Annotated in this window: 12 protein-coding genes; 5 read left to right on the forward strand and 7 right to left on the reverse strand. The window is 69.6% G+C overall.

The window, feature by feature from the left end:
- Positions 1 to 119 precede the first annotated feature (119 nt).
- Genes arfA through HD593_RS32745 form a run of 5 tightly spaced genes read right to left on the reverse strand, consistent with a single transcriptional unit; the run spans position 120 to position 6,778 of the window.
- Positions 120 to 1,601 carry an arabinosylfuranosidase ArfA gene (arfA, locus tag HD593_RS32725; protein ID WP_185105808.1) on the reverse strand — a complete coding sequence of 494 codons (1,482 nt, stop codon included), beginning with the start codon at positions 1,599 to 1,601 and terminating at the stop codon, positions 120 to 122.
- Positions 1,602 to 1,605: 4 nt separating this feature from the next.
- A complete protein-coding gene (locus HD593_RS32730) occupies positions 1,606 to 3,729 on the reverse strand; it encodes a family 43 glycosylhydrolase (protein ID WP_185105809.1) in 2,124 nt (707 codons plus the stop codon).
- Positions 3,730 to 3,732: 3 nt separating this feature from the next.
- Positions 3,733 to 4,542 carry a carbohydrate ABC transporter permease gene (locus tag HD593_RS32735; protein ID WP_185105810.1) on the reverse strand — a complete coding sequence of 270 codons (810 nt, stop codon included), beginning with the start codon at positions 4,540 to 4,542 and terminating at the stop codon, positions 3,733 to 3,735.
- A complete protein-coding gene (locus tag HD593_RS32740; protein ID WP_185105811.1) occupies positions 4,539 to 5,450 on the reverse strand; it encodes a carbohydrate ABC transporter permease in 912 nt (303 codons plus the stop codon). The genes HD593_RS32735 and HD593_RS32740 overlap by 4 nt, the downstream gene beginning before the upstream one ends.
- Positions 5,450 to 6,778 carry an ABC transporter substrate-binding protein gene (locus HD593_RS32745; protein ID WP_185105812.1) on the reverse strand — a complete coding sequence of 443 codons (1,329 nt, stop codon included), beginning with the start codon at positions 6,776 to 6,778 and terminating at the stop codon, positions 5,450 to 5,452. The genes HD593_RS32740 and HD593_RS32745 overlap by 1 nt, the downstream gene beginning before the upstream one ends.
- Before the next feature lie 122 nt (positions 6,779 to 6,900).
- Between HD593_RS32745 and HD593_RS32750 the strand changes: the two genes are divergently transcribed.
- Positions 6,901 to 7,914 (forward strand): LacI family DNA-binding transcriptional regulator, encoded by a 1,014-nt coding sequence (locus HD593_RS32750; protein ID WP_185105813.1) that lies wholly within the window; start codon positions 6,901 to 6,903, stop codon positions 7,912 to 7,914.
- A 52-nt stretch (positions 7,915 to 7,966) separates the two neighbouring features.
- Here HD593_RS32750 and HD593_RS32755 read toward each other — a convergent pair whose 3' ends face one another.
- Entirely contained in the window at positions 7,967 to 10,648 is a 2,682-nt protein-coding gene (locus tag HD593_RS32755; RefSeq protein WP_185105814.1) for a fibronectin type III domain-containing protein, read from the reverse strand.
- A 226-nt stretch (positions 10,649 to 10,874) separates the two neighbouring features.
- On the opposite strand from HD593_RS32755, the gene HD593_RS32760 reads away from it, so the two are divergent.
- Positions 10,875 to 11,828 (forward strand): carbohydrate ABC transporter permease, encoded by a 954-nt coding sequence (locus HD593_RS32760; RefSeq protein WP_185105815.1) that lies wholly within the window; start codon positions 10,875 to 10,877, stop codon positions 11,826 to 11,828.
- 12 nt (positions 11,829 to 11,840) lie between these two features.
- Positions 11,841 to 12,710, forward strand: coding sequence for a carbohydrate ABC transporter permease (locus tag HD593_RS32765; protein ID WP_185105816.1), 870 nt, complete (start codon positions 11,841 to 11,843; stop codon positions 12,708 to 12,710).
- A 37-nt stretch (positions 12,711 to 12,747) separates the two neighbouring features.
- Here HD593_RS32765 and HD593_RS32770 read toward each other — a convergent pair whose 3' ends face one another.
- The gene (locus HD593_RS32770) at positions 12,748 to 14,136 is read right to left on the reverse strand and encodes a DUF4832 domain-containing protein (RefSeq protein WP_185105817.1); all 1,389 of its coding nucleotides are present in this window, start codon (positions 14,134 to 14,136) and stop codon (positions 12,748 to 12,750) included.
- A 147-nt stretch (positions 14,137 to 14,283) separates the two neighbouring features.
- Here HD593_RS32770 and HD593_RS32775 point away from each other — a divergent pair, with 147 nt between their 5' ends.
- Both HD593_RS32775 and HD593_RS32780 read left to right on the forward strand, forming a co-directional pair.
- The gene (locus HD593_RS32775) at positions 14,284 to 15,654 is read left to right on the forward strand and encodes an ABC transporter substrate-binding protein (RefSeq protein WP_185105818.1); all 1,371 of its coding nucleotides are present in this window, start codon (positions 14,284 to 14,286) and stop codon (positions 15,652 to 15,654) included.
- 109 nt (positions 15,655 to 15,763) lie between these two features.
- Positions 15,764 to 17,257 carry a glycoside hydrolase family 36 protein gene (locus HD593_RS32780; protein WP_185105819.1) on the forward strand — a complete coding sequence of 498 codons (1,494 nt, stop codon included), beginning with the start codon at positions 15,764 to 15,766 and terminating at the stop codon, positions 17,255 to 17,257.
- Positions 17,258 to 17,303 lie beyond the last annotated feature (46 nt).

The following is a 17,303-nucleotide window of genomic DNA, read 5'->3' on the forward strand; positions in this document are numbered from 1 at the left end:
CAGACTCAGGGCCGGCGCCGACGCGGTGACCGCGCGGTGCGGCGAAAGGGCACGTGAGGGCATGGAGCGTTCAGCGCCGGAGGCCGCGCTCCAGCGCGAGCTGGAGCGCGGCGGCGGGATCAGTGCTGATCGCGCAGGTTCTCGCAGTCCGCGAGGATCATCGTCCACGCGGCGGCGGGCAACCGCGCCGTCAGCCGGTCCCCGTCAGCCTGTACGGCGAGCGGCTCCGGAAGGGCCTCCACCCGGTGCGGGTCGTCCCCGGCGGCGATCACCGTGGCCGACACCGGCCTGACCGGTGCCGGAAGCCGGGCGGTCAGGTCGAGGTCCTGGTCGGGCGAGCGGTTGACGGCGAACAGCGCCACCCGGGACCCGTCCACGGTGGCCACCGCCGACAGCGCGGGCGCCTCGCCGTACCGCCCGGTCTCCAGGAGCGGCCCGGACGGCTCCACCCGCAGCACGGTGCCGCGCGCGTGCCGGGCCGTGAGCGCGAACGGGTGGAAGATCGTCTGACGCCAGGCCGGGCCGCCGGGCTCGGTCCTGATCGGCGCGATGATGTTGGCGAGCTGCGCCTGGCAGGCGATGCTCACCCGGTCGGCGTGCCGCAGCAGCGTGATCAGGAAGTCCCCCACCACCACGGCGTCGGCGGCGGTGAAGGTGTCCTCGATCAGCTCCGGCGCCTCCTGGAACGGCGAGCGCTCGCGCCCGGTGAACCGGCTCTGGTTCCAGACGTTCCACTCGTCGAAGGACAGGTTGATCTTCTTCTTGCGCCGGAGCTTGGCCCCGATGTGGTCGGCCGTGGCCACGATGGCCGTGATGTAGCGGTCCATGTCCACGGCGCTGCAGAGGAAGCCGGGCAGGTCGCCGTTCTCCTCGTAGTAGTTGTGCAGCGACAGGTAGTCGACCGCGTCGTAGGCGTGTTCGAGTACGGTCGCCTCCCACGCGCCGAACGTCGGCATCCCGCTGTTGGAGCTGCCGCACAGCACCAGCTCGATGCCGGGGTCGACGAGCCGCATGGCCTTGGCGGTCTCGTTCGCGAGCCGGCCGTACTCGTGCGCGGTCTTGTGGCCGATCTGCCAGGGTCCGTCCATCTCGTTGCCGAGACACCAGAGCCTGATCCCGTACGGGTCGGTCACGCCGTGTTTGACCCGCAGGTCCGACCAGTGCGTACCCGAGGGGTGGTTGGCGTATTCGAGCAGGTCGCAGGCCTCCTGGATGCCCCGGGTGCCGAGGTTGACGGCCATCATCGGCTCCACCCCGGCGGCCCGGGTCCAGGTCATGAACTCGTTGAGCCCGAACGCGTTCGTCTCGATCTGCCGCCAGGCCAGGTCCAGCCGGGTGGGCCGGTCGGGGCCGACGCCGTCCTCCCAGCGGTAGCCGGAGACGAAGTTGCCCCCGGGGTAGCGGACCACGCTCACGCCCAGCTCGCGGGTCAGCTCCAGCACGTCGGTGCGGAAGCCGTGGTCGTCCGCCGCCGGGTGGCCGGGTTCGTAGATGCCGGTGTAGACGCATCGGCCCATGTGCTCGACGAACGAGCCGAACAGGCGCCTGTTGACGGGGGCGATGCGGAAGGAGGGGTCAAGGGTCAGGTGTGCTTGAGGCACAGGGTCAGGCTCCTCGGTAGACGCGGACGTAGTCGAAGTCGGCGTTGACGGCAGGCTGGGCCCCTCCGTGGGCGATCAGGCCGATGCGCACGGCCGTGTCCTTGGGGAAGGTCCACACGCCGCCCCAGGTCCAGGTCTTGCCGTCGCGGCTGGATCCGGCGCGGAACTCGTGCTCCCCGTTGGCCGGGTCCACGTGGTGCGCCAGCCGCAGCCAGGTGGTCTTCGCGGGCGGGCCGACGATGTTGCCGCCGTAGGACAGGCGGTCGGCGAAGGTCAGCTCGCGGCCGTACTCGACCTGGCGGGTGTTCCAGATGGCGACCTGGGCCAGGCGGGCGAAGTCGTCGTCGGAGGCGTAGGCGATCAGCCCGGCCTGCTGGTAGTTGCGTACGGTGTCCTCGCCCAGATCGAGCGTGACCTTGGTCTCCACGACGTAGTCGCCCTCGGGCGCCTCGCGCAGCAGCACCGACGCCTGGTTGCCGGCCCCGACCAGGTCGGCGCCCTGGACGGGCCAGCGCAGCACGCCGTCCTCGGTCCTGGCCGCGGCGTCCTGCCGCACCCAGGTCCAGCCGGGGCCGAGCGGCCCGGTGAACTCGTCGGCGTCCAGCAGCCTGCCCGTGCGCGGCGTAGGCGCCGCCTTGGTGACGGCCTTGAACAGCCGGGCGGCGGAGACGTTGTCGAAGGCGGCTCCCCCGTCGGAGACCAGCCCGACGGGGCCGTGCGCGCGGCCGGTGACGGTGACGCTCGCCTGCGGGTCGCGGAGCCGGGCCTCGGTCACCTCGGCGGTGATCGTCCGTCCCTTGACGGTGACGGCCAGGTTGTGCCAGGTCGCGGCCCCTCCGGGCAGCGGCACCGTCCGGGACGTGCCGTCCGAGGTGAGCGTCAGCCCGTCGGGCGAGACGACCGCGGTCGTGCCGCCGATGCGGATCCCGGCGCTCTGGTCCGTCTTGAGGTCGGTCTCGACGCGGACGTCCCCGCCGAGCGACTTACGGCTGATGAGCGTGCCCTGGCCGCGGACGTACCCATCCTGTACGGTCCACCCGGCCGGGTTCCGCCAGCCCGACAGGTCGCCCGCGAACCGGTCGTCCACGACCCCGCGGGTCACCGGCTTCTCCCGCGAGCGCTCGGAGGGCCCGGCCCCCGCGCGTACGGCCGGCCAGCCGTCGATCCAGTCCAGCCGGTCCAGCAGCATGGGCCGCTCGTTGATCCCGTACGGCTCGTCCAGGAACGGGTCGTCTCGATCGATGGCGTGGTAGAGCATCCAGTCCTGACCGGAGAGGTCGGTGAGCTGGGCGTGGTGGCCGGTGCCGATGAAGCGGTTGCCGTTCTGGTCCAGGACGGGGGTGCCGCCGGCCCGCGAGGCCAGCAGCGGCACGCCCTCGCGGTCCACGAACGGCCCGCGCGGGCTGGTCGAGCGCCCGGCCAGCACCGAGTAGCCGGTGGTCGGCCCGGCGCAGCAGTTCGCCGAGGAGCCGAGCAGGTAGTAGTAGCCGTCGCGGCGCACCACGTACGCGCCCTCGAACTTGTTGTCGATCGCGACCTGCTGCGGCTGCCCGGTGGCGTGCAGCCCGTCGGCGGACAGCTCGGTCACCCACAGGCCGCCGAAGAACCCGCCGAAGTACAGGTACTTGCGCCCGTCCACGTCGGTGAACTGTGAGGGGTCGATCGTGTTCCAGTACGACCCGCCCGAGGGCCGCGGCGCGACGACCGGGGCGTCGAGGTGCGTCCACGGCCCCGTGGGGGTGGGCGCGGTGGCGGCGCCGATCGAGTAGTCCCAGTTGGCGGGCGTGGTGGCGGTGTCGGTGACGGTGAAGTACATGACGTACCGGCCGTCGAGGTAACGGATGTCCGGTGCCCAGAGCAGGCTGCCCGGCGCCGCGTACGGCGGCAGGTTGTCCGGCCCGAACGCGTCGCCCACGTAGGTCCAGTCGACCAGGTCGCTGGAGCGCGCGATCGGCAGCCGGTGCATGACCTTCTCGCCCTCGCGCAGCGGGTCGGACGTGCCGTAGGAGTACCAGTAGCCGTCCTGCCCGCGGATCACGGCCGGGTCGGCGAACGTGTCGGAGAAGGAGCTGGACACCGGGTTGGTGAACAGGGAGAGGACCAACGTGGCGATGACAGCCAGGTGCATGGGTCAGCCTTTCAGGCCGCTGCGGGAGATGCCTTCGATGACGTACCGCTGGGTCAGACTGAAGAGGATCAGGACGGGGATGCTGGCCAGCACCGCGCCCGCCATGATCACCGGATAGTGGATCGTGTACGCGCCCTGGAGGATCGACAGGCCCGGCGGCAGCGTGAAGTACTCGGGGCTGAAGATCACGTAGATCGGCCAGATGAAGTCGTTCCAGTTGGACAGGAAGCTCAGCACGGCCAGCGTGGCCAGCGCGGGCCGCGACAGCGGCAGCGTGATCCGCCAGAAGATGTGCCAGTGGTTGGCGCCCTCCATCAGCGCGGCCTCGTCCAGCTCGCGCGGCAGCCCGAGGAAGAACTGCCGCAGGAAGAACACCCCGAACGCGCCCGCCGCCCCGGGCACGATGAGTGCCGTCAGGCTGTCCAGCCAGCCGAGCTGGTCGACGATCAGGAACTGCGGGATGAGGAAGACGAACCCCGGCACCAGCAGCGTGCCGACGATCATCCCGAACATCAGCTTCTTGCCGCGGAACTCCAGCCTGGCCAGCGCGTACGCGGCCAGCGACGCCACCGCGAGCACCAGCACCATGTGCGCCGTCGCGGAGATGAGGCTGTTGGCGAACCAGCGCAGCACCGGCGTGTCCGTGGTGCCCTCGAAGACGGTCCCGTACGCGGACGTCGTCGGCTCGGCGGGCAGCAGCGTGGGCGGCACCCGGGTGGCCTCGCTCTGCGTCTTGAACGACACGCCCAGGGCCCACACCAGCGGCCCGACGAACAGCACGGCGAGGGCCAGCAGGCCCGTGTAACGCTTCATGACCGGCTCCTGAACAGCCGGAAGTTGGCCACGCTGACCAGGATCAGCACCAGCGTGAGCAGGTAGCTCATGGCCGAGGCGCTGCCCATCTTGTACTCCCTGAGCCCCTGCTGGAGGATGTACATGATCGCGGTCCGCGTCTCCCCGCCCGGCGCCCCCTGGGTCAGCAGGTACGACTGCCCGAACATGTTCGCCGAGGCCAGGATCGTGGTCGTCACGACGAACAGCGCGACGGGCCGCAGCCCCGGCAGCGTGACGTGGACGAACTCGCCCCACCGCCCCGCGCCGTCCACCTTCGCCGCGTCGTACAGCTCGCGCGGGATGTCCTGCATCCCGGCCAGGTAGATCACCGCGTTGAACCCGAGCGTCCACCAGACCGTCACCCCGACCAGCGCGATCCAGGCCCACGGCGTCGCGGTGGTCCAGGGGATCGGCGTGCCGAGTATCCAGTCGACCAGGCCGAGGTTCGGGTCGAGCAGCAGCCGCCACATCAGGCACACCACCGCCACGCCCAGCACGAACGGCGCGAAGAACAGCCCGCGGAACAGCGTCCGGCCCCGGAAGGGCCGGTTGAGCAGCAACGCCACGCCGAGCGGCAGCACGACCAGGAACGGCACGCTGAACAGGGTGAAGATCCCGGTCGCCCGCATCGACATCCAGAAATCGCCGTAGACGGGCGACTGGCTGTCGAACAGCGCCGTGTAGTTGTCCAGGCCGACGAACGGCTTGCCCTCGAGCATGTAGTCCCAGTCGTGCAGGCTCACCCAGATCCCGAACAGGGCCGGGGCCAGCACGAACACGCAGAACAGGATCAGGTACGGCGCCAGGAACAGGTACGGCGTCGCCTTGCCCGATCGGGGAACACGCGCGGCCACCGCCGGCGTCTCTTTCACCGAGATCGCGACCATCAGGCGCCGTACTTCTTCCGGTTGGCCTCGAGGATCTTGTCCGCCTTGGCGGCGGCCTCCGTGAGCGCGTCCTTGGGGCTCTTCTTGAGCAGGATCGCCGCGTTGATCGCCTGGTCGACGACCGCGGAGGCGTCCCCGATGCCCGCCACCGACGGCAGGAAGTACAGGTAGTCGATCTGGGTGCCGATCGTGGCCTGCTCCTTCAGCGCCGCGAACTCCGCGCCGTCGCGGATCGTCTTGCGTGCCGGCACCTGGCCGCCCTTGGCCCACTCCAGCGAGTGGCCGCTGATCCAGTTGATGAACACCTTGGCCGCGGTCAGCTTGTTCTGGTCGGGCGTGCGCTGCTTGAACACCACGAACTGGTGCGAGCCCGCCCACGCCGCCGGCTTCGACCCGATCTGCGGGAGCGGCGCGACGCCCCACTCCAGGTCCTTGATCTCCTTGAGCGTGTTGATGGACCAGATGCCGTTCCAGTTGAACGCGGCCTTGCCGTTCTGCAGGGCGATGAAGTCGGCGTCCTGGCCGACGTTCTTGGGGCTGTAGCCCTTGTTGACGAGGTCGACGAGCCAGGTCAGGGCCTGCACGCCGGGGTCCTCGGCGAAGCGCGAGACACTGGCGTCGTCGGCGAAGAGCTGGCCGCCGTTCTGGTAGAGCAGCGTCCCGAACTGCATGCTTCCCGTGAACGGGAACGGCGTGGCCCAGTGCCCCTGGATGCCCGCCTTCTTCAGCGCCTCCAGCGCCGCCAGGTACTCCTCGCCGGTCTTGGGCGGCTGCTCCGGGTCGAGCCCGGCCTTCTTCATGACCGCCTTGTTGTAGAACATGCCGAGCGGGTGGACGTCGAGCGGGATCGAGTAGCGCGCCCCCTTGTAGACGCCGGCCTGCCAGACCGGCGGGGAGAAGTCCGCCTCGGTGAGGCTGAGCGCGTTGGCCACGTCGTCGAGGGGCAGGACCACCTGCCGTGCCGCGTTGGTGGCGACGCTGTCGACGTGCATGATGCCCAGGTCGGGACCCTGACCAGCGGAGACGGCCGCGGGAACCTTCGCGTAGTAGTCGGCCCACTGGTAGACGTTCATCGACACCTTGATGTTCTGGTGCTCGGCGTTGAACTGGTCCACCAGCTTCTTCATGACCGGGCCGTCGCCGCCGGTGAAGCCGTTCCAGAACTTCAGCGAGACCGAGGGCCCGGTGTACGCGGTGGGCGCCGCCGTGGTGGCCGGTGCCTGCGCCTGCTTGGGACCGCCGCCTCCGCCGCAGCCCGCCGTGCCGATGGCCAGTGCGCCGAGGCCCAGCCCCAGCAAACGCCGCCTGGAGAGGTTGTCGAGGAACATGCCAGATCACTCCTGCCCGTGAGGTTACGGACGTTTTACATCGTTGGTTCCAACGATGTAAATCGCCTCGCGCCAGTTCGTTACATCGTTGTAAACTCGGGCTCCAACGCGAAGGGGGCATCGTGCGGCCGAGGCTGAAGGACGTCGCCGAGCTGGCCGGGGTGTCCATCAAGACCGTGTCCAACGTGGTCAACGACTATCCCCACGTCAGCGAGGCGACGCGCGCCCGGGTGGAGGCGGCGATAGCCGAGCTCTCCTACCGGCCGAACCTGTCGGCGCGCAGCCTGCGCGCGGGCCGCTCCGGCGTGATCGCGCTGGCGGTGCCCGACCTGCACAACCCCTACTTCGCCGAGCTGGCCACGAACGTCATCGAGGCGGCCGACCGGCGAGGCTGGACCGTGCTCATCGACCAGACCCAGGGCGACCGGGCCAAGGAACGCGTGGTGATCTCCGGGATCCGCGACCATCTCATCGACGGGCTGCTGTTCAGCCCGCTCGCGCTCACGGGCAGGGACCTGGCCGGGCGCGACAAGCGTACGCCGATGGTGCTGCTCGGGGAGCGCATCGGGACGGGCCGCTCGCCGTACGATCATGTCGGCATCGACAACGTGGCCGCCGCGCGGGCGGCCACCCTGCACCTGGCCGAGCGCGGCAGGCGCAGGATCGCCGCCATCGGCGTGCAGCGCACGCCGGCCGCCGTGACGGGCCGCCTGCGGCTGAAGGGTTACCAGCAGGCGCTGGCCGAGGCCGGCCTGCCCGCCGACCCGTCACTGGTCGCGCCGGTCGCGCGCTGGGATCGCGCCGACGGCGCCGAGGCCATGGGCCGGCTGCTCGACTCCGGCGCGCCGGACGCGGTCTTCTGCTTCAATGACACGCTCGCGCTCGGCGCCCTGCGGACCCTGCTCAAGCGGGGGTGCAAGGTGCCGGACGACGTCTCGGTGATGGGGTTCGACGACATCCAGGACGGCCGGTTCGCCACGCCCACGCTGTCGACCGTGGCGCCCGACAAGGCGCTCATCGCGCAGTCGGCGGTGAACCTGCTGGCCGAGCGGCTGAGCGGCGGGATGGACAAGGCGCACGAGGTGTGCGTGCCGCATCGGCTGGCGTTCCGGGAGAGCACGGGATTCGCCCCGTGATCCGCCTGCCGGCCGGGATGCCGAGCATGGTGCTCGGCATCCCGGGGCGGTCCTATTCGAAGCGGATCTCGTCGATGGTGATGGTGGAGTTGCCGCCGTACCAGAAGCCCATGGCGAGCTGGCCCGGCGAGGTACGGCTGATCCCGTTGGCGGCCATCGGGATCCTGATGTCCTGGTAGGCCGTGGTGATGGCCGGGTGGGCGCCGCCGTCCAGGACGTAGTCGGCGAAGACCTTGGTGGTGCCACCGAGGCCGAGGTTGAAGTGGGCCTGCTCGCCATCCGCGGCACCCTTGACCCGGATGACCAGGTGGGTCTTGGTGGACAGGTCCACCCCGACGTCGCTGCCGAACCAGCCGCAGTTGTTGTAGCGCAGGCTCAGCGCCCCGCCGGTGACCACGCCCGAGCCGCCGCCGTCCAGGAAGCAGTTTCCTCCCGTCCACTTGCCCAGGTCGTTCTGCGCGCTCGACGGGTAGGCCGGGCTGCCGTCGAAGTTGTCCAGCACCAGGCCGGAGCCGCCCGAGTCCGCCTCGGTGACGACGGTGACGGTGTTGCTCGACGGCGAGAGGTTGCCCGCGGCGTCCTTGGCCTTGACCGTGTAGGCGTAGCTCGTCGAGGGGGTGAGGCCCTCGTCGGTGTAGGAGGTGCCGGTGGGGGTGGCGACCCTGGTGGTGCCCCGGTAGACCTCGTAGCCGGTGACCCCGACATTGTCGGTGGCCCCGTTCCACGACAGCGACACCGACGTGGCGGCCTTGCCCGTCGAGGTCAGCGTGGGCGCGGTGGGCGCGGTGCAGTCTCCCGAGCATCCGGTCGTGGTGGCGCTCACGGCGGCCGACCGGGCCGAGACGTTGCCCGCGTTGTCGACCGCCTCGACCGTGTACTGGTAGGTACGGCCGGCGGTCAGCCCGGTGTCGGTGAACGAGGTGCCGGTGACCGGCGTCGCGGTGACCTTCGTCCCCGACCGGTAGACGTGGTAGCCCCGCAGGCCGCTGCCACCGCTGTCGGTGGAGGCGGACCAGGACAGCGAGACGCTGGTGTCGGTACGTGCGGTAACTGCCAGGCCCGCCGGGGCCGACGGCGCCGTGCAGTCACCGCCGCAGGTGCCGGTGGTGCTGACCTGGCCGAGGTCGACCCAGCCGTCGGCACCCTGGTTGGCGTTGGCGAACGACAGCGGATAGGCGGGCCGCCACCTGTCGATGATCCAGTCGGTGAGGCGCACGGACGCCGGACGGTCGCGCAGCACCTGCTGGGTGATGGCCTCCAGCGGGTTACGCACCCGGAGGACGAGCTGGTAGTTCCCGGCCGGGACGCCCGCGGCGTTGAGGTTGGCCGAGAAGTTCACCGGGCGGCCGAAGTCGAGGTAGGTGGGGTCGGCGCCGGCGTTCCAGTCGGGGAAGGCGCGGATCTTGAGCGGCTGGACGGTACGGATGTCCCAGTCGGTGTCCCAGGTCTTGACCACGCTGCCGCTGGAGTCACGCAGGCCGAGGACGAACTTCCACGGGTAGTAGAAGGGCGCCACCCCGTCGTTCTGCACGGTGACGCCGACCTTGAAGGTGCCGCCGTTGCTCGCGTTGAAGTTGGCCTGCGGGATGTGCAGGTTGTAGCCCATCTTCCGGACACCCGCGGCGACCTTCGGATCGGCAGGGCTGTACCCGCCCGCGCCCGTCTGGTTGATCATCCAGCTGATGTGGGTGAGCTCGGTGGCTGCGAGCACGTCGTCCACCTGGCCGCCACCGGCCGGGTAGTTGGCGTACAGGCTGCCCTGGATCTCGGGACGGGCCTCCCCGCCGATGGAGTGCGTCGTCCAGCGGTTCTCCGTGCCGTTGTCCAGCATGATCTGGGTGAACGCGTCGTCCCAGCCGTTCATGGACCTGGGCAGCGTCATGCTCTTGAGCTGGCCGCCGCGGTGCTCCTTGTAGGGCCAGGAGTCGTCGTGGAAGCCGATGTCCGCCGTCTGGGTGCCGGCCAGGCCCGGGTAGCGGACCTCCAGCTGGATGTTGTCGAAGGCCGAGTCGAAGGCGTTGATCAGGGTGCTGATGGTGGCGTCGGTCGGCATCAGGTCGGGGTAGCCGTCGGCGGTGTCCCGGTCGTAGGGCCAGGTGTGCCATTCACCCCACAGCCCGACCAGGCCCAGGGACATGAACCCGATCCGGGGGTCGGCCGTGCCTCCCGGCCCGGCCTTGTCGTAGCGGGCGGCGAAGGCGTTGATGAAGTTGGTGAACGCGGCGATGACGTCGGGGTCGTCGTAGTCGGGGCTGACGGTGCCCCAGAACCCGTTGTTGCGCAGCGCCATCTTGCCGTTGAGACACGGCGGGATGCCGTTGCCGGGGTGGGAGGAGGTGCCGCCCGGGTACTCCACGTAGAACCGGAAGGCGACCTGGCGGCCCCACACGGCTGACTCGTCCAGCGCCTTCTCGAAGAGCGTCCAGTCGAAGGCGTTGCAGTTCGAGGGGTTCGTCATGATCTCGTTGAGCGCGAAGTAGGTCCACATCACGCCGCCGGGGTACTTGGCGTCGTAGTTGTCGCCGGGGAACAGGTAGGGGGCGAACCCCTTCAGCGGCTGCCCCACCGGCGTGGGGGCGTAGGCGTAGGTGTGGGTGGTCAGCGTGGTGTCCGGGGGCGGCCCGGCGGGCGGCCGGGCGGGCGGGCCGGCCGGGGCGGCCGACGCGGGGACCGCCCCGCCTGACAGCAGGGTCGTGATGGCGGCGAGGGAGGCGAACCAACGTCTGATCTTCATGGGGGCCTCGGAGGGTGGGGGGTGGTTTGCCACAGCGAAACCTGGATGTAACGGAATACAAGCACGAAGCCTTCGCTTACGCCAGATCCACTTTTGCTATCGCAAGTCCGCCGCCGCGCCCGGGCAGATATGATGCGCTCTTGACAAAATATCGATTGCTCACATCATTATTACCCAGGACCGGCCGCACGGAAAGCCGGCGAGTGGCAGTCGACAGGGAGCGCCCATGCAAGCGGTTGGGACACGACTCGATGCCGGGACCGACCAGCGGCAAGGGCTTCCCGGCCGCCGTGGTCGCGCGCGGCGCCGGCGGCGGGACGACCGCCGGGTCGCGTGGTTGTTCCTGCTGCCGGTGATCGTCGGTTTCGCCGTCTTCTACGCCTACCCGACGGTCCGCGGCATCTGGTACTCGTTCACGGACTACAGCCTGCTCGCCGATCCGAAGTACGTCGGCGGGGACAACTACCGGGAGCTGATCAGCGACGCGCAGGCGTGGAACGCGCTCAAGGTCACGGGCTACTACGTGGTCGTGAACATCGTTTCACAGACGCTGCTCGCGCTCGGGCTGGCCGCGCTGATGCACCGGCTGACCCGGTCGGTCGTCCTGCGCGCGACGCTGCTGGTGCCCTGGCTGGTGCCGAACGTGACGATCGGCCTGCTGTGGGCCTGGCTGCTGGATCCCGATCTCGGGTTCGTCAACCACCTCATCGGCCTGACCGGGCTCGACACGACCCTCTCCTTCAACTCGCCGGAGTGGGCGATGCCGCTGGTGGCCCTGGTCAACACCTGGACCTTCACGGGCTACACCGCACTGCTGCTCTACGCGGGGATGTTGCAGATCCCGCCGCACCTGTACGAGGGCGCGGCGATGGACGGCGCCGGCGAGTGGCGCATGTTCCGCTCGATCACGCTGCCGCTCCTGCGGCCGATCCTGGCGCTGGTGCTGGTGGTGTCGCTGATCGGCTCGTTCCAGATCTTCGACACGGTCGCGGTCGTGTACGGCGGCAAGGCCCCCATCCCGGAGACCAGGGTCATCTACTACTACATCTACCAGCGGGCGTTCACCTACTTCGACATGGGATACGCCTCCGCCCTGGCGATGGTCCTCGTGGTCATCCTCGGCGTGCTGACCACCATTCAGCTGCGGATGCTGCGCGCGTCGCGTTCGGACCTGGCTTAAGGAGCCTTCGGAATGAAAATCGGCAGGAAGGCCGCCTGGCTCGCCGTCATCGCCGCGGTCGTGCTCACCGTCTTCCCCTTCTACTGGATGGTCCGCACGGCCCTGACCCCGGCGGGCGACCTCTACACCGACTCGACCGCGCTGTGGCCGGACCACCCCACGCTGATCAACTTCGCCCGGGTGCTGGGGCTGGTCGACGCCGAGACGGCCAGGGCCGCGGGCGGGTCGGGCGCACAGCTGAACTTCCTGCTCTACACGTTCAACTCGATCGTCTACAGCGGGCTGATCGCCGTCGTGCAGACCTTCTGCTGCGCCATGGCGGGCTACGCCTTCGCGCGGCTGCGCTTCCCCGGCCGGGACCTGGCCTTCACCGCGATCATCGCCGCTCTGATGGTGCCGCCGATCTTCACGATCCTGCCCAACTTCGTGCTGGTCAAGCAGCTGGACCTGCTGAACACGTTCCCGGGCCTGGTCCTGCCCAGCCTGCTGATGACGCCGTTCGCGGTGTTCTTCCTGCGCCAGTTCTTCCTGTCCATCCCCCGGGACGTGGAGGAGGCCGCGACGCTGGAGGGCATCAGCCGGTGGGGCATGTTCTGGAGGATCGTGCTGCCCATGAGCCGCGGCCCGCTGATCACCATCGGGCTGACCACGGTCGTGTGGAGCTGGAAGGACTACCTGTGGCCGTTGCTGGCGGGCAAGGCCGAGGACACCCGGGTGCTCACCGTCGGGCTGGGCGTCTTCCTCCAGCAGTCGCCGAACCGGGGGCCGGACTGGACCGGGATCATGGCCGGTTCGGTGCTGTCCGTCATCCCGGTGCTCATCCTGCTCGTCTTCCTGGGCAAGCGGCTGGTGCAGTCGATGAACTTCTCCGGCATCAAGTGAGGAAGCGGGGGTGCGGCCGGAGCCGCACCCCTCGGCGTCAGGAGGCCCGGATCCGCCCGAGGGTCAGCCAGCCGGGAACGGTCGTGTCCTGGCCGGCGTTGGCGAAGCGCAGCGGCATGCCGTTCGGCAGCGGGTTGGCGGCCCGCAGGACCAGCGTGTACTCGCCCTTCCGCAACCCGAGCGGCAGGGTGGCGGTGAGCTCGGCGGGCTCGCCGGGCATGACGCCGGTCAGCTTCCACGACGTGGTCCAGGTCCGGGCGATCCGCCCGTCCCGGCCGACCGCGGCCAGCTGGACGGGCCAGTCGTAGGAGAACGGGGCCACGCCGTCGTTGCTGATCCGGACGGCGACGCCGAGGCTGCCGCGCCGCCGCTCGGTGCGCACCGCGGTGACGCGCAACTCGTAGCCCAGCGACCTGGCGCCCTTCAGCGCCTGGTCGTAGGCGGCGCCGGTGTATCCGGGGCTGAAGGCGTAGTGGTTGAGCAGCCAGGTGGCGTGGGTCTGGGCGACGCTCGTGTCGAAGTCCTTGTCCCCGTCGCCGGGACAGTCCATCGGCACGTTGAACAGGCAGCCCTGCAGCTCGGGCCGCAGCTCGCCGGCGACCGTGTTGGTCCGCCACTTGTCGGTGGTGCCCGCCTGCCGCATCAGGTCCATGAAGTGCCAGCCGGGGCCCGGCAGGGTGGAGTAGGCGAAGGAGTCGTCGTGGTAGCCCAGGTCGTGCGCCTTGTTGTCGGCGCCGGGGTAGCGGACCATGAGCCTGGTCCGGTCGAAGGCCCTGTCGTAGGCGTCCAGCACCCTGAGCTGCTCGGCCGGGGACGCGAACCAGTTCTCCGTGCCCGGGTCCCCGTTGTGCGGCCAGGTGTGCCACTCGCCCCAGAAGCCCAGCAGGCCGAGCTGGACGAATCCGATCCGCGGGTCGCCGTCGTAGCGGCGGCCGAGTGCGGCGATGAACCGATCGAGCGCGGCGGTCAGGTTCGGGTCGTCGTAGTCGGGCGACACGCTCTGCCCGTTGTTGCCGAAGTCGTCGTACGGCCGGGTCAGCAGGCCCTGGTCGAGCAGGAACTGCGGGACGCCGCTGGGCTTGCCCGGATAGTCCAGGTAGAAGCGGAACGCCGCCTGGTGGCCGCGGGCGGCGATCGCGTCCAGCTGCTCTTCCAGCGCCCGCCAGTCGAACCGGTGCGGGCCGGTCATCACCGCGTTCACCGGCAGGTAGAACCACTCCATCGAGTGCGGGAACGTCGTATAGGCGCCGGCGTAGGGGATGAAGCCCTCCAGCGGATTGGCGTCGGGAGCCGGCGCCGCCGCCAGATTCCGCCACCCCGGCTGGCCGGCCGTGGCCGAGCTCGGGGCGGGCAGCGCCGTGACGGCCGCGGCCAGGAGGGCGACGAGCGCCATCCGTGCAGGCCGGCGGATCGGAGAGTGGACCATCGATGCCTCCACATGACGATTGCCAAAGCACTTATGAGCTGGCCTTGACAAATTTTCGATGAGCCACATCATTATTCGAGAGAGCCGACAAGGCAAGAGGGAACTTTCTCGGGCCCTCGGCCCTATCCCCCAGAAAGAGGCACCTCGATGATCAACACGAAGCGGGTCGCCGCAGCCCTGCTGTGCGGGCTGATGGCGGGCACCACGCTCACCGCGTGCGGCGGTTCCGGGGCGGACGAGCCGGCGGGCGGTGACGCGGGTGGTGCCGTCACGCTCGACTACTGGCTGTGGGACGACAACCAGCAGGCCTCCTACCAGGCCTGCGCCGACGCCTTCCACCAGGCGAACCCGAACATCACCATCAAGATCACCCAGACGGCCTGGGCGCAGTACTGGCAGAACCTGACCACGCAGCTGGCGGCGGGCGAGGCGCCCGACGTGTGGACCAACCAGGTGTCGTACTACCCGCAGTTCGTCTCCAGCCAGCAGATCCTCGACATCCAGCCCTACGTCGACGCCGACAAGGTCGATCTGACCCAGTACCAGGACGGGCTGGCGGACCTGTGGACCAAGGACGGCAAGCGGTACGGGCTGCCCAAGGACTGGGACACCGAGGCGATCGTCTACAACAGCGACATGCTCGACAAGGCGGGCGTGAAGCCCGCGGAGCTGGCCGACCTGACCTGGAACCCCACCGACGGCGGCACCTTCGAGCAGGTCATCGCCAAGCTCACCGTCGACGACAAGGGCCGCAACGGCCTGGACCCGGACTTCGACAAGGACCACGTCGCGATCTACGGCTACCAGCCGGAGTGGAACGACGGCTCCCAGGGCCAGAACGGCTGGGGCGAGCTGGCCGCCGCCAACGGCTGGACCTACCTCGACAAGAACCCGTGGGGCACCCAGTTCAAGTACGACGACCCCAAGCTGATCGAGACCATCGGCTGGTACAAGGCGCTGACGGACAAGGGGTTCGCGCCCCGCTTCGACAAGCAGTCGACGCTCGGCATCGACGCCGTGATGAACTCCGGGAAGGCCGCGCTCACGATCGCCGGCTCCTGGACCATCAACACGTACATGGGCGACGGCGCCAAGCACAAGTTCGCGCTCGCCCCGCTGCCCATCGGGCCGGTCGGGTCGCGCAAGAGCGCCATCAACGGCCTGTCGGACGCCATCTGGGCGGGCACCGAGCACAAGGACGCCGCGTGGAAGTGGGTGAAGTACCTCGGCTCGACCGCCTGCCAGGACGTGGTCGCCGGCAACGCCGTGGTGTTCCCCGCGATCAAGACCTCGGCGGAGAAGGCTCTGGCCGCGCACAAGGCCAAGGGCCGTGACGTGCAGGTGTACGTCGACTACACCAAGACGCCCGGCAGCACGTTCCTCCTGCCGATCACCGACCACGGCACCGAGATCAGCCAGATCGTGCAGGACGCCCTGCAGTCGGTCATCCTCGGCCAGCTCGAGCCCGCCGAGGCGCTGAAGAAGGCCAACCAGCAGGTCAACAGCCTGTTCGCCTGATCGTTCAGGCTCATCTGCCCGTCCGGCGGAATCGGCACCCCGCACCTCCACCGGACGGGCACTGCTGCTCGTACACCGCCGATTGAACACCGCTGCTCGAAGGAGAACCATGCCCCTGCTCGTCGACCTGGCCGGTCGTGAATTCGCGATCGAGCTCACCGGTTCCGAGCCCCCCACGCCCGTCGCCGGCGGTCTCGTCCTGCCGTCAGGAAGGGTCGCGATCCTGCACGGTCTCGGCGACGCCCTGTTCTACCGGCATGGTCAGAACTCGTGGAGCCCCTGCGGGTGGCGCCGGCTCAGCGAGCCTCCCTTGCGGATCGCCAACCCGAAGCGGCGCCTGACCGCGGACGACACGATCTGGGACGACCCGGCCCGCCACCACTCCTCGGCCGTGGCCGCGCTGCAGGGCGACGACGGGCAGGTGCTCCTGCTGGGCTCCCTCGGGCTGGGCACCCCCCGGCTGTCCGCCGACCGCGACACCCTCGCCGGCTGGTACGAGGACGACGGCGCTCCGTGGTTCCTCGCCTACGGGAGCGAGCAGGAGGTCTTCGACCGCTACACCGACCAGCTCGCGGCGCGGCTGGGCCGCAGCGACCGGCAGGCCGGCAACGTCTGGTGCACCTGGTACGCCTACTACGAGGACGTCAGCGAGCAGGTGCTGAACAAGGACCTCGCCTCGCTGGCGGGCCTGCCGTACGACGTCGCCCAGATCGACGACGGCTGGGAGCTCGCCGTCGGGGACTGGGAGCCCAACCACAAGTTTCCCTCCGGCATGCGCGCCCTGACCGAGCGGATCAACGCCGCGGGCATGAGGGCGGGGCTGTGGCTGGCGCCGTTCATCGCGCTGCCGACGTCGCGCACCGCCCGCGAGCACCCCGAGTTCCTGCTGCGCGACGCCGCTGGGCAGCCGGTCGTCGCCGGATACAACTGGGGCACCTCGTACTGGGCCCTGGACCTCACCCACCCCGGCGTCCAGGAGCACCTCACCCAGCTGATCCACAGGGTCGTGCACGAGTGGGGCTTCACCTACCTCAAGCTCGACTTCGTCAACGCCGGCGCGGTCCCCGGCGTCCGGCACTCCGGCGGGCACCGCGAGCAGGCCTATCGCGACGCGTTCTCCCTGATCCGGCGCGTCGCGGGCCCGGAGGTCTACCTGCTCGGCAGCGGCGCCCTGCTGCTGCCCTCGCTCGGCCTGGCCGACGGGCTGCGCAGCGGCCCCGACGTCGCCCCGCTGTGGACCAACTACGCCACCGACGACCCCTCGGACGCCATGGCCTACAACGCCGTGGTGAACACGCTGCACCGGCTGTGGCAGTCACGGCTGCTCCAGGTCGACCCGGACATCGTGTACTTCCGCAGCCGGCTCAACCTGCTCACCGAGACGCAGATGGGCTGGTTGCGGGACCTGGCCACGATCTGCGGCTTCAAGGCGGTCTCCGACCCGCCGTCGTGGCTCAGCGCGGACGAGCTCGAGCACATGGCGGCCTACCTGGCCGAGCGGCCGGAGATCGTCCGGACGGGCCGGTACAGTTTCGTCATCGACGGCCGCACCGTGGACTTCACCGGCGCTCTGAGACCGGGACAGCAGTATCCGATCTCCTGACGGAGCCGGTAGAATTACGCTACAACGAAGCATAATTGGGGGTAGG

The organism is Nonomuraea rubra, from assembly GCF_014207985.1.
Lineage (GTDB): Bacteria > Actinomycetota > Actinomycetes > Streptosporangiales > Streptosporangiaceae > Nonomuraea > Nonomuraea rubra.

What these genes read in the sequence shown, in the direction of transcription:
- HD593_RS32730 (WP_185105809.1), bottom strand. Translation starts at nt 3,729, where the DNA reads ATGCACCTGGCTGTCATCGCCACGTTGGTCCTCTCCCTGTTCACCAAC.
- HD593_RS32735 (WP_185105810.1), bottom strand. Translation starts at nt 4,542, where the DNA reads ATGAAGCGTTACACGGGCCTGCTGGCCCTCGCCGTGCTGTTCGTCGGG.
- HD593_RS32740 (WP_185105811.1), bottom strand. Translation starts at nt 5,450, where the DNA reads ATGGTCGCGATCTCGGTGAAAGAGACGCCGGCGGTGGCCGCGCGTGTT.
- HD593_RS32745 (WP_185105812.1), bottom strand. Translation starts at nt 6,778, where the DNA reads ATGTTCCTCGACAACCTCTCCAGGCGGCGTTTGCTGGGGCTGGGCCTC.
- HD593_RS32755 (WP_185105814.1), bottom strand. Translation starts at nt 10,648, where the DNA reads ATGAAGATCAGACGTTGGTTCGCCTCCCTCGCCGCCATCACGACCCTG.
- HD593_RS32760 (WP_185105815.1), top strand. Translation starts at nt 10,875, where the DNA reads ATGCAAGCGGTTGGGACACGACTCGATGCCGGGACCGACCAGCGGCAA.
- HD593_RS32765 (WP_185105816.1), top strand. Translation starts at nt 11,841, where the DNA reads ATGAAAATCGGCAGGAAGGCCGCCTGGCTCGCCGTCATCGCCGCGGTC.
- HD593_RS32770 (WP_185105817.1), bottom strand. Translation starts at nt 14,136, where the DNA reads ATGGTCCACTCTCCGATCCGCCGGCCTGCACGGATGGCGCTCGTCGCC.
- HD593_RS32775 (WP_185105818.1), top strand. Translation starts at nt 14,284, where the DNA reads ATGATCAACACGAAGCGGGTCGCCGCAGCCCTGCTGTGCGGGCTGATG.
- HD593_RS32780 (WP_185105819.1), top strand. Translation starts at nt 15,764, where the DNA reads ATGCCCCTGCTCGTCGACCTGGCCGGTCGTGAATTCGCGATCGAGCTC.